The organism is Bacillus sp. UNC437CL72CviS29 (assembly GCF_000482345.1).
Lineage (GTDB): Bacteria > Bacillota > Bacilli > Bacillales > Bacillaceae_G > Bacillus_A > Bacillus_A arachidis.
This window is the reverse complement of sequence record NZ_KI535304.1, coordinates 132,350-144,613: the sequence shown is the minus strand read 5'-3', so window position 1 is coordinate 144,613 and position 12,264 is coordinate 132,350. Positions and strand designations below refer to the sequence as shown.

Annotated in this window: 13 protein-coding genes and 3 pseudogenes; 4 read left to right on the top strand and 12 right to left on the bottom strand. The window is 34.9% G+C overall.

Going from position 1 to position 12,264, the window contains the following annotated elements; genetic code table 11:
• Position 1 precedes the first annotated feature (1 nt).
• The 4 genes from M014_RS29455 to M014_RS0124910 all read right to left on the bottom strand — a co-directional run bounded on the left by M014_RS29455 (position 2) and on the right by M014_RS0124910 (position 2,879).
• The gene (locus tag M014_RS29455; RefSeq protein WP_141527933.1) at positions 2-214 is read right to left on the bottom strand and encodes a hypothetical protein; all 213 of its coding nucleotides are present in this window, start codon (positions 212-214) and stop codon (positions 2-4) included.
• 232 nt (positions 215-446) lie between these two features.
• On the bottom strand, positions 447-1,841 hold the full coding sequence (locus M014_RS0124920) for a DUF4179 domain-containing protein (RefSeq protein WP_026594112.1): 1,395 nt from the start codon (positions 1,839-1,841) through the stop codon (positions 447-449).
• The gene (locus M014_RS0124915; protein ID WP_026594111.1) at positions 1,811-2,371 is read right to left on the bottom strand and encodes a sigma-70 family RNA polymerase sigma factor; all 561 of its coding nucleotides are present in this window, start codon (positions 2,369-2,371) and stop codon (positions 1,811-1,813) included. Before M014_RS0124915 ends, M014_RS0124920 begins: the two co-directional genes overlap by 31 nt.
• Positions 2,372-2,483: 112 nt before the next feature.
• Positions 2,484-2,879: an SET domain-containing protein gene (locus M014_RS0124910; protein WP_026594110.1), complete on the bottom strand. Its 396-nt coding sequence runs from the start codon at positions 2,877-2,879 to the stop codon at positions 2,484-2,486.
• A 194-nt stretch (positions 2,880-3,073) separates the two neighbouring features.
• Here M014_RS0124910 and M014_RS0124905 point away from each other — a divergent pair, with 194 nt between their 5' ends.
• Entirely contained in the window at positions 3,074-3,988 is a 915-nt protein-coding gene (locus tag M014_RS0124905; protein WP_026594109.1) for a phosphotransferase family protein, read from the top strand.
• Between the two features lie 135 nt (positions 3,989-4,123).
• Here M014_RS0124905 and M014_RS0124900 read toward each other — a convergent pair whose 3' ends face one another.
• The 7 genes and pseudogenes from M014_RS0124900 to M014_RS30280 all read right to left on the bottom strand — a co-directional run.
• Positions 4,124-5,329 (bottom strand): Ger(x)C family spore germination protein, encoded by a 1,206-nt coding sequence (locus M014_RS0124900; protein ID WP_026594108.1) that lies wholly within the window; start codon positions 5,327-5,329, stop codon positions 4,124-4,126.
• The gene (locus M014_RS0124895; RefSeq protein WP_026594107.1) at positions 5,310-6,416 is read right to left on the bottom strand and encodes a spore germination protein; all 1,107 of its coding nucleotides are present in this window, start codon (positions 6,414-6,416) and stop codon (positions 5,310-5,312) included. Before M014_RS0124895 ends, M014_RS0124900 begins: the two co-directional genes overlap by 20 nt.
• Positions 6,416-7,984 carry a spore germination protein gene (locus tag M014_RS0124890; RefSeq protein WP_026594106.1) on the bottom strand — a complete coding sequence of 523 codons (1,569 nt, stop codon included), beginning with the start codon at positions 7,982-7,984 and terminating at the stop codon, positions 6,416-6,418. The genes M014_RS0124895 and M014_RS0124890 overlap by 1 nt, the downstream gene beginning before the upstream one ends.
• A 348-nt stretch (positions 7,985-8,332) precedes the next feature.
• The gene (locus tag M014_RS28875) at positions 8,333-8,521 is read right to left on the bottom strand and encodes a DUF3955 domain-containing protein (protein ID WP_269321457.1); all 189 of its coding nucleotides are present in this window, start codon (positions 8,519-8,521) and stop codon (positions 8,333-8,335) included.
• 65 nt (positions 8,522-8,586) lie between these two features.
• Positions 8,587-9,105, bottom strand: a complete 519-nt coding sequence (gene speG / locus M014_RS0124880; protein WP_026594105.1) for a spermidine N1-acetyltransferase — start codon at positions 9,103-9,105, stop codon at positions 8,587-8,589.
• 197 nt (positions 9,106-9,302) lie between these two features.
• Positions 9,303-9,707, bottom strand: a complete 405-nt coding sequence (psiE, locus tag M014_RS0124870; protein ID WP_026594104.1) for a phosphate-starvation-inducible protein PsiE — start codon at positions 9,705-9,707, stop codon at positions 9,303-9,305.
• Positions 9,708-9,883: 176 nt separating this feature from the next.
• A pseudogene (locus M014_RS30280) lies at positions 9,884-10,000 on the bottom strand (TetR/AcrR family transcriptional regulator); the annotation flags it as partial.
• On the opposite strand from M014_RS30280, the pseudogene M014_RS0124860 reads away from it, so the two are divergent.
• The 3 genes and pseudogenes from M014_RS0124860 to M014_RS27480 all read left to right on the top strand — a co-directional run.
• Positions 9,984-10,343 (top strand): annotated as a pseudogene (locus M014_RS0124860) (MFS transporter); the annotation flags it as partial. The pseudogenes M014_RS30280 and M014_RS0124860 sit on opposite strands and share 17 nt — an antisense overlap.
• Before the next feature lie 231 nt (positions 10,344-10,574).
• Positions 10,575-10,829: a hypothetical protein gene (locus M014_RS0124855; protein ID WP_026594102.1), complete on the top strand. Its 255-nt coding sequence runs from the start codon at positions 10,575-10,577 to the stop codon at positions 10,827-10,829.
• A 309-nt stretch (positions 10,830-11,138) separates the two neighbouring features.
• Positions 11,139-11,780: pseudogene (locus M014_RS27480) on the top strand (peptide MFS transporter); the annotation flags it as partial.
• Positions 11,781-12,022: 242 nt separating this feature from the next.
• Here M014_RS27480 and M014_RS29825 read toward each other — a convergent pair.
• Positions 12,023-12,264, bottom strand: a 242-nt coding sequence (locus M014_RS29825) for an LPXTG cell wall anchor domain-containing protein (protein ID WP_035415745.1), incomplete at its 5' end; no start/stop codon positions are given.

Sequence of the window (12,264 nt, the reverse complement as noted above, 5' to 3'; positions counted from 1 at the left end):
ATTAATGGCCTATCCTCTCGATAGTTCCAGCATTCTTAAAACCATTTTCCTTATTCTCTTTCATTCCGCTTACAAGTTCATTTACTACACTACATGTAATGCCATGCTGAAAATAAGTAGATAATCGGCCACCACATAGATTACCTAAATAGTTTAGTAAGATAGCTTCCGTCTCTATCTTATCAAAAAATCGAGAAGAAAACTTTAGCTTCAAAAATTTTCCGGTATAACCAAGTTTAAGACAAAGAAACTTGAAATCTAATCTCTTCCTTTACAAAACTCTATTATATCGCATGTCAATGTGAAAAAATATGATTAAAGAAGGAACTTTTCAAACTGATAAAAATGTCGATATTTTGTCACATCAAGAATAGGCATTATAAAAATGTAAGGCTGTTGTAATATAAAAGATGCCGCTTTATATGTTAAGGGCATCCTTTTTTCGATTATTTTAATTGAATTTTGACTGGCGGTAATGATTTTTCAGGATGATATGGTGACATCTCTACTTCTAATACATAATTCTTTAAACTAAAATTCTTCACACCATATTCCCCATCTAGCTGAAATGTTGCTTGGAATTGTAATTTTTCCTTATTCAATACCTTCACATCGCTTCCCTTTATCACATGACCAATTGGTGCAAATTCCTTATCTACATATGAAGAATCCATTAAATTCATAACTTCCCCACAATTGATCAATTCATCCATAGACTTATGTTTTGTATCGGCATTTTGAAGTGTATATTGCACGATTAATCGCTGTTTTTTATGCTGAATTTTATTGACGACAACCTTTAAATCACTACGAGCACTTTTTATTTCAAATGGTGTCTTTTGATTTAAAGACTGAATAGATGGCTTTTCAGATAACCTCACATTTGGATGTAGCGTAATAAATTCTGCGTTCTCTGGAACTTGTCCAAAAATAGACCTTTCATCAGATTCAACCTGATTTCCAACCTTTTCTCTTCCAAATTCAATCCCAGATGTTTTAAAATCCATTTCATTACCTTTATCATCCGTCACCTTCTCAATTCTTGCCAAATCATTCTCTCCAGCAAGTGGATATATCGCTTTATAATCAATGGCAACAGACCCTTTTCCAACTGTAATCTTTTCAAAGTTCAATGTATGTTCTTTATCTTCACTACTTACGGATTGCTGAGGATGAATCATTTTATTCTCCAATTGTTGTACGGGAATATCAAATTTCCAAATTCCTTTTGTGTCTCCAATCGATGTAATCGTAATTGGTAATGTAGTATTTTTAGGAAGCTCTTTTTCTGGATAATTAATGTGTATATTCCCAAACCAACCGTCTTTTGTAATTTTCCCATCAAATGAAGCTGCACGCCCCCATTTCTCGCTTCCATCAACTAGTTTAAAATTATAGTAAAAACCATTGGCAACAGTATTCTTTAACTCTACTTCATCTGGATTATCTACTTTAAATGTAATCCCAATTCTACCACCATCATAATACACACTGTTCATCGTTACACTAATCCCATTGCTTACCGCTTGCTGGTTTAGTTCGGTTACAAGCTTACTTGCTGACAGATTTTGACCAATTGAATCATGAAAATGCGAATAGATTTTCCCAATAATCGGAACTTCCGCTAATACACGAGTCATTTGTGGAAATACAAATCCTGAGCCTAGTATCCCTATACAGATTGAAGCTGCAGTTAACACAGCAATTTTTCTTCTCTTATATATCTTTTTAACCGGTTTTTCTGCCTTTGCCCTAACAATCCCTTTTTGTATAGCCAGATTCAATTCTTGTTTCGGAACATCAATTTTATTTACTTCGTCATTAAACCACTGCTTATCCAATTCTCATCACTCCCCCCTAATAATTTTTTTAGAGACTTTCTCGCCCGGTGCAAATACGTCTTTACCGTTCCCTCCGGTATATTCATTTGCCAAGCAATTTTATTAATTGAAAAATCATAATAATAATATAAAATGATTACTGTTTGATAATTTTCATCCAACCTTTGAATCGCTTCCTGCAAATCAATATTTTGTTCAATTTGATGTAGTTTGTTTGGCATCCCGCCATATGTATCTGTTTCTCTTCCATCCTCTAGCTTCTTCACTTTTTTCTTTTCACCTAATAACTGATAGGCATGATGTATAAGAATACGTGTCAACCATGTCAAAAAATAGTTTGGTTTCTTTAATTGTTCTATGGATAAGTACGCTTTATACACCGTTTCTTGCACAACGTCCAGTGCATCTTCTTTATTCTGTACATACAGATACGCAGTGCGGTACAACTGATCTTGATATAGATGAATGAGCTGTTCGAAAGCTGCATCGTCACCTTTTCTTGCCTTTTTGACTAATTTTATTTCATCCATTGTATCCCCTCCTTTCACTTATTAGATAGATAAAAAGCCAGCTTGGTTTCAAAATTTTTTTTATTTCATGCAAAAAAGCACATCCAACTGAATGTGCTCTTTTTACACTTAATTACTTATCGTTTTCTTCTTTCTCCTTATCAAACCATAGTAACTCATCATCATCAACGTCACCATTGTAGTTGATCAGAATCTCTTCCCCTGCTTTTATATCCTTATAAGCATAGAAATCAAATGTATGATTATCAAAGTTAATTTCATACGTCGCATTTGGCTTGTAAGCATGATTAAATAGCATACCGTATCCTAAAAGGATGGCAGAATGATTTATCCCATACTCAAATGCGTAGTCAGCAAGTAGTGTTTTCTCTATAAATTGATGTTCTTCATTCGGATAAGCGATAACTGGTGCTTCATGTAGAAGTTCACCTTTTTTTATATCACGTGTTGCAAATACTCCTCTATTAAATTCTCCATCGCTCAATGTGGAAGTCTTGATTTCAATCATATTCGTCACCTATACATTTCTTTCTCTGAAGTATTTTGTCTTCTTAAGCTTGGCAGATAATGAGAAGAAAATCAATTGGTTTAATTTTTCCTTTTTATCTAATACTTATATTCCATTCCTCTAAAGACCATATATGATAATATGAAATTGACAGAATACTCCGAACTCTATTCTTGCAAATAAGGAGGGATAAAATGATTCATACGCAGTCCAAGGCAGAGGAATTAAAGGAGAAGTTATACATTATATTAGCTGACACGTATCCACACCTAGCAGTAAAACATTTAGACATCATAGGAAATGGTGTACAAAACGTTGTTTTTCGGGGCGATTCTAAAAAAGACCCATTAGCTTTCCGTGTACCTTGGGAGCGTGAAGTGAACAACCTAAATGACGGGGTGTTTAGTAGCCGAATTTCCTTACAAAAAGAAGCTACACTTTCTAATTTTTGCTTTTCCAAAGGCCTTTCGGTACCAGAAATTCATGGATTACACCTTTCTACAGAATTAGATTTCTTAATTTCAAATTATGTAGCAACTGATTCTACCCCTGTTTCCGCCTGCAAAATTGGGGAAATCATTCGCAAGCTCCACAATATATCAATTCAGGATTTACCTTATCAAAATGAAAATGAGGAGTCTTGTAGTAAATTACTCGCCAAACGCCTTGTAACAAGAATAGAAGCATTCAATCGAATCGCGAATTATAACATTCAGTTACCAAATGAAACAGAAATTGAACAAATATTAAAAGAAGGAGATTCCTTAAAAAGATTGCTACATATGGACATTCGACCTGTGAACCTCATTGGTTATAACGGAGAAATAAAAGCAATTGTTGACTGGGATAATGCTTTGATTGGTCATCCACTATTAGACTTAATGAGAATATTAGAAACGAATGAACTCAATTGGGAGGAATTTAAAGAAGGGTATGGAAACAAGGACATTTTCAAATCTCTTTCTCCTATTGTCCGCTCGTTTTATCAACTGGACACAGCAGTGATGCTAGCTAACCTTTTTATTGATCGGCTGAAAATACCTGAGAAAGAACTACATTATAAAGAGCGCGTGAAGAAAATATGTAGAGAAATAAGAATAGCTTTATAAAGAGAATATATACGTATTTTCAACTTTCATATAGGAAATTGTAAACATAAAACATATGTTGGTGGAAAGTCATTCACTATTCCACCAACATGTTTTATTTATCTAATACTATGTCATACAATAAAAATCTCACTTCTAAGATCCTTCTGTACCATAGTCCTGGATCGTTATCTTTACGTTATATTTAATTGGAACTTTACTAAATGTCTTATCCCAATCTTTTTCGACCTTTTTCCATACTTTTGGATACTTAATTTTTAATCTATTACCAAAGCCAGCTACATCGACCTTATATTGTTTTTGAGTTTTTTTTAACGCCTGTTTCACCAGTCGCTTCACTTCTTGTTCCGTAGCTTTTTCTACACTTTTTAGAAACTTATTTTCAAAAGGTTTCCCCGAAGCAATCCGTTTTTCAGATAGCCGTCCCTCTGATTGGATGTCTACATCAAAAGAGATGCTATCACCTTTAACATGAGGCTGAATTTTACTTTTCATAGACTTCACTTCATACATGACGGGTTTTCCTGTCTCTTCATCAAAGCTTCTTACCAAACCGCTTTTTCCTTTCGCAGTTACCCACATTAAGCCTTCCAATTCATTTTCATTCAAAAAACCGCGTAGCTTTTTTGTCTTTCCTTTGATTACGGCAGCTCCCGCAAATTTCACTTCTCCATTTACCGAAATCACATTTGGCAAAAGAAAACTAGCTCCTGACTGTATCTTTCCTGGTAATTTAGCAAGCGGCATAGGAGGTAAAATCCGCGATGATCTATATTCATTATCCGAAATTCCACTCAAACGGAATGCTGGAATTTCGCCTTCTTCTTTCGATTTCAGTGTCTCGCTAGCTCGCCCCTTACTAATTAGCACAAGACAACTCGGTCTCATCTCATTATCACGGATAAAAACATCCAGTAACTGTTTCAAACTGTACGTACGTGCAAGTTTTGCACTAACAACAATCACTTTCGTGTGATGGAAGATTATAGGGCGCTCCCTTCTTAATGCAACTTCACGAATCGATTGATGAAGAGAATCTCCGGTTTCAGAAATATTCGTGTAAGGTTTTGGTTGTGATCCCCCACCTTTTCCTCCGCCTGATGATGATTGCGGTTTAACAAATTGAAAGGTTGATGTTACAAGATTCTTTTTCTGATAACCTCCACCTTTTGCTTCTATCTCCCTCTCAACATCCGTCTCCTTTCCTTTATCATATGCCAAGCCTACCGCAAAACCTAATTCTTCAATTTCATGACTGCTCCAACATCCTGTAAGAGCCAGAAGCAAAAGAACTGATGATACAACTAAAAGAAGTCGCATATTATTCACACTTCGGTTCATTCTTTCTCTTCCTCCATCTCGAAATTCCAAGGAGAAGCAGTGGTAGGATACCAAATAATACAATCGCTGCATTGCCAATCATATCCCCAAATTTAAATAGATCATTAATGTTTTTCGGAATTTCAGCAACGATATAAATAACCGGAAGTAACCCATACAAAAATGAGTGACTATTCTTGTTAAAAAGCTGTGCCAATCCCAAAGAAGAAGCATAGTAGCAGATTGTATACGTTGCAAAGATTTGCATAATCCATATCACCAGTAATAAAGACTCAAACCGTTCAAATATCAAACCGGGGATTTCAAAGCTTCGCATAAGATCAATTGAAGGCCAGGTTCTCATTACTACTCCATCAACTGAAAACGTTCCCATCACCATAACAACTGTAATGACATAAAAGACTAATGGAATAGCAGTTCCGATAAGAACGACTTTTACAGCTTGGAAGGGGTGTTTCATAAATGCCAAAAGGAGCAACATGATTTCGGCTCCTGAATATGCGAGAGTTGTTGTTTTTATCCCTTTTAACACAGGGATAACTCCTAATCCTAATACAGGACGAAGATTATCTATCTCAAATATTCCAATACTCATAAAGGAAGTCAGCAAAAAAATGAAGACTGTAATTGGAAATATTATTTCAAACAGACGAGCAATCGAGTTTATACCTCCTAAGTTCAAATAAATACTTACCCACATAAATGGCATAATAATAGCCCACCCGGGAGTGCCTTCTAGTAAAAAAAAACTTGTTATCTCTCCTAGCACTCTAACTTCAAATGAAGCAAGCATAACAAAGTAACCTACAATGAGTAGACTAAGTAATACACCCACCCATTTCCCTACAATTTCTTGACTATATTGATAAAATGTTTCTCCTGGAAACTGTTGACTTAATTTAACGATGATTACCCCTGCAACCATCGCAATTAGCCCGCCGATAATAACAGTTATCCAAACATCTGGTGTCTTTACTTTCTCCGCAGCTGTTCTAGGTAGAGTAAGAATTCCTACTGCAAGTATATAATTAATAAGAATGACAACTGCTTGCGAAGTCGGAATTCGATCTTTCGGGCCAGTAATCATTACTCTTCACTTCCTTTTCGTATTGAATCTTTCGTATTCATCATTTTTGGACGCCGTTTCATCATCTGAAGCGGCATGCGAATCATGAAATCTTTCCAATCACTCAATCGATAAAGAACGGCTGGGCTGGCATAGGGCACACCAAAACTCTTCAATCTCGCTATATGGCTGCATAAGAAAAGAAAGAATAAAATGACCCCATATAATCCATATATGGCAGCACAAAACATAGCTGCAAAGCGAAGGATACGTAGTGGAATTGCAGTACTATAATGTGAGAGAGCGAAAGAAGAAATGGCAGTTGCCGCTACTACGATTACCATAATTGGACTGACAATTCCCGCCTCTACGGCAGCCTGTCCAATGATTAATCCACCTACAATTCCCATCGCCGAACCAATCGGCTTAGGCAGGCGCAATCCTGCCTCACGCAAAATTTCGATGGCTATTTCCATAAACAGCCCTTCTATAATTGCGGGAAATGGGACACCTTCTCGGCCTCCTATAATTGAAATAGCTAACTTAGTCGGAATCAACCCGGGGTGAAATGAGATAAAAGAAATATACAAAGCAGGTGCGAAAAGAGAAATAATAGCTGCTCCAAAACGCAATAAACGGATAAACGTGCCTGGAATCCAACGTTCATAGTAATCTTCCGGCGATTGCATCAGCATGCTAAATGTAACGGGAACAATTAAAGCAAAAGGCGTTCCATCCAATAAAATTGCAACCCGCCCTTCCATCAAGGCTGCGATAACCCGATCCGGCCGCTCCGTACTCTGTACTTGCTGAAAAGGACTGAGGTAATTATCTTCGATGAGCTGCTCTATATATCCTGATTCCGGGACATTATCAATATCGATTTTCTGAATTCTTTTCTTAACCTCTTCCACTAATTCTGAATCAGCAATCTCTTTCATATAAGCAACAACTAACTCTTTTTTTGCTCGCTTTCCTACCTGGAATTTTATTAATGATAACCCCTCATTTTCACCATGTATCCGTAACAGAGCGGTATTATCAGATAAAACTTCTGTGAATCCTATCCGCGGCCCTCTAACTGATACCTCTGATATGGGCTCTTCAATATTCCGCGTTTTCCCTTTTTTTGTATTAAGAATGAATACGTCTGATAATCCATCAATCAAAAGTGCCGTTGAACCCATTAACACTTTTGACATCAACTTTTTTATAGAATGAACTTCTTCTATACCACTAATGGTAAGAACTTGATCCTTAATAAACTCTTTTGAAATGGTACCTTCTACATAAGACGGTGCGCCCTTATATTCTTCATAAAAGTTAGACATCAATGACTTCAAAATATGCATATCGATAAGCTCTTTATCCGACAATCCTTCGACAAAAACAAGTGCCGCTTTAACATTTGTACACCCTATGTTAAACTCTCGAAAGTGTACATCGGAATTATAACGAATTTCTTCTTTTACACTCGCTAAATCCATAGTGAAATTGCCTGTAAGATGATCTGCTGTACTTTGGTCCTTATATGTGTCAGCTTGTTTTTCTATTTGCTCCATCTTTAATTCCTGTTCTTTCATCCTCATCACTCTTTCTCTACTGTACGGATCCAACTAAAAACTCTTGAGATCACATAAGGGACAAAAAATACGATAAAAGCTTGCAAAAACACCTTCCAGTCTGGAAGATAAGAAACAAGCGTTTTCCACATCTTAATCACCCAATATCAGCAGTTGACACTGCGATTTTTTATCCTAATTGGAATTTCTTAAGCATTATTATGTCTGATGTACGGAAATTTAATCCATTTAAATCTTTATCATCACTCTCTATTTGATATTAGCCTTCTACTATCAAACACTTATAATTGGATGTATGATCAAACAAAAAAGAAGCATAACCCTAAGTTATACTTCTTTTTTATATTTATGAATTCAATTAATTAAGTTTCCTTTTTTGAATAGCAAAAGGATAGCCACAAACAATACTGAAATACTGCCACTAAAAACAAATAAATAACTTGATGGAATGAAGAAGAACAACTCTATCAAAGTACCGCCCGGTTCCACTCTCGAGCTAATCATACTATAGATATCTAAACATAAAAAATGTCGGTAAAACATCAAATACTGTTTTGCCAACATTTTTTAATTTGAATCTTATCATTTTATGAACAGGGTATAAAAACTTATGATTTCATTTCTAAATATTGATGTTGGAAAATGCACATTCTAATCGCATTATGATAGTCACCATCAACGAAAAATTCATCCTGCAACTCACCTTCAATGATAAAGCCGACTTTTTTGTAAATATGCGTAGCCTTTTCATTTTCTTTATCCACTACTAAATAAAGTTTGTGCATATTTAATACTGAAAAGGCGTAATCCATCGCTAAACGAGTTGCGCACGCTGCATAACCATATCCTTGATACTTTGGATCAATGATAATTTGAAATTCTGTTCTTCGATGAATGTAATCAATCTCCACTAATTCAACTAACCCAATCATATTATTATCTTTTTCTACTATAAACCGGCGTTCACTTTGATCATGAATGTGCTTATCATATAGATCCTGCAACTCCACAAAAGCTTCATACGGTTCTTCAAACCAATAAGACATAATATGTGCATTGTTGTTAAGTTCATGAACAAATTTCAAATCTTCTCGTTCTAATGGGCGCAGTTTAAGTTCTTGACTCATTTTTCAATCTCCATTCTTCCACTTAATTTCTTAACAGTTTTCATTTCAAAACGCTCCTTTACAGCTCTCTACTCACATTCTAATCCTTCAAGTAACTTGAAGGTCAAGGAGGAAGTAAATATGCGTTTTGTCTCTTTTCATCACTATAATAAAAAAAGTAGTGCGAACCAACTGCTTGGCTTGCACTACTTCTTTATTTAATGTTTCTTCAAATCCCTCATATTAGATATATATAAAGCAATAACTAAAATAAGAATAGCACCTGCATATAATAATGTTTCAAGTGGTTCCTCATGAGAAACGATAATCAATCGAATTAGCGCTGTAATTCCAATATAAATAAAATAACGTAACGGAAAGTGATAATTCGATTTGAAGTACTTAATAATTAATGCAATAAATTCAAAGTATAAAAAGTAAACAATAATACTTTCAACTAATTTATAGGACGTATATTTTTTTGTGGAAAATATGTATTGTATAAATGTGATCGTTTCATTAATTAAAAAGATAGATAAAACAATGGATAATATGATAAGAGCTATATTTAATATCCATTGTAAGACACTGGCAATAAATTCATCGACATTAAATGATCGCATTTTCTAGCACTCCTCTATATGTAACTCATACTCATACATTATAGCAAAATTATCCTAACATATAAATTTTAGAAGTGTTAAATCATACTTCCATACATCCCCTGTCTCAGAAATGTCTCTATCAGATTTTACCGAAAGAGTACCCCTGCTTCAAACGAAGTTAAATGGGGGAGTATTCATTCATTCTCTTTCAATTGAAAAATATCTTGATTAATCATTTCATGAAAGTATCTATCCATTTCTTCTGCTGAAACACTTTTTCTATTTTGAAGCCACCATGCACTTAATATGGTTGGGCTCATGTTTGTGATGACAGCACAAACATATGGTTTAAATCAATTGACACCAGAGCTTTACCCACACGGCACAGCGCTCTTTAATACATTACAGCAAGTAGCTGGTGCAATTGGTACAGCTATATTTATATCTAAAATGTCTTCAGGTACAACTGAATATATGCAAAACTCAACAAACCCAATGAATCCAGTAGAAAAGTTAAACGGCTTAACATCGGGATTCCAAGGGGCATTCATGCTCGGGTTAATCTTTATAATTATTGCCCTCGTTGTATCGTTTTTCTTAAAAGGACAGAAAAAGGAAGCAAAAGCCACTCAGCTCTTACACAATGAAAATTAGAAGATCCTAAATTTTGTATTAGCCGCTGATTGATTAAATACGAACACCAAAAAGACATCTTTACGAGTTAAAGATGTCTTTACGAAATGAACAATACGACCTACTTTTAGGGTTAAATGTAAATTCAACTGCTCTTAATGTTGATTTTTATACGTATGCTTATTAAATGAATTTCGAAAAATCTAATGTCTCTTTATGAGCGTTTACGATTAGTTTGAAAGAGGTGCTACCATGATAAAAGTAACTGAATCCTCAGTAAAAAAGGCACGCATAGACTACGAATTATTGAAGGAAACAAAACATACGAAAGCTATATTATTTCGGTTATACGAAGACGCTGGCGATAAAATCGATAGACTTTCTATTATACGGACTTACCCTAGCGAAGCATTCGTTGTTGCAGAAAAAAACGCTCCACATTTAGTAGAACAAGGTGGCATTCACCAATTATTTCAGATAATTGATGAACAAGGCATCTTATCCTGATGCTTTTAATAATATATTCATAAAACCTTACATAGGGATGATCACAATTAACAAACTAAAATGATTCGATTTTTTAAGACTACAGGCACATCATTCATTATATAAGAAAAAAATTATACATCAGCAATGTTCTTTTATGAGCTATATTGCTCATCCTTCAACCCTTTCACGATAAGCAAAATTTCTAATTCCCAAGTGTAATTACAAAATTTAAGTACGAGATACCTTTTAATATTCTGCTTTCAATCCTCAACATTTACGTTATACTAAAATAATATATAAATATACGAAGGAGAAAGCGTTATGGATATGAAAGAAAAACAAACAATGATGGAGAATATCCCTCAAACGGGCTTTTTTGGTCACCCTAAAGGTTTATTCACTTTATTTTTCACCGAGTTTTGGGAGAGGTTTTCTTATTATGGAATGAGAGCCATTTTACTTTACTATATGTACTATTCCATTGCAAAAGGTGGATTAGGAATTGATCAAGCTACTGCCACTTCCATCATGGCAATTTACGGCTCTCTATTATACATGTCTAGTGTTATCGGTGGCTGGGTTTCTGATCGTTTACTCGGTTCAAGTAAAACAGTCTTTTGGGGTGGGGTTTTAATTATGATTGGCCACCTTATTCTAGCATTGCCGGGTAGTATCATTACTTTATTTATTTCTATGGTATTTTTAATACTTGGGACAGGATTATTAAAACCAAATATCTCTAGCATCGTTGGAAATTTATATCATGAATCAGATACACGTCGAGACTCTGATTTTAGTATTTTCTATATGGGCATTAATTTAGGTGCTCTTGTAGCTCCTTTAGTTGTTGGTACATTAGGTCAACAATATAACTTCCATGTTGGTTTTGGCGTCGCAGCAATTGGTATGGTAGTAGGTTTAGCACTATTTGTTTTGACGAAAAAAAAGACTCTTGGAGTAGCTGGTACGATACCAACTTCTTGATTTTTATAAATGGCATTATCTTTTGTCTCATTGTCACTTTTTGATTCTCTTCGCATAAAAACATTACACACTCAGCAATCGTATTCTCTATTCACTCCATTTGATTCACCTCACCACCTTCACATATGTTTAGAGGTGGGAGTCCTCTCGAAAGATATGATAGATAGAGTGAATTGAAAAAAACGGACTATTATCTTCTAATAGCCCGTTCAAATAGTCACATCATTTTAGTTCCATTTTCTTTTATTTATTACTAGTATTAATAAAGCAAATACTAACAACATTCCACCTATATATGGTAGGTATGACACATGCCCACCAGTCTGTGGTAATGTTTTCTTACGTTCTTCTATTTTTTCTTGTTCTTTTACTTTTGATTCGTGTAAATTGTTTTCTTCTTCCGTTACATTTAGGTTTTCTGAAGTTGGGTTTTTCTCTAACTCTTCCGTTGTTTCCCACTTCTCTTCAG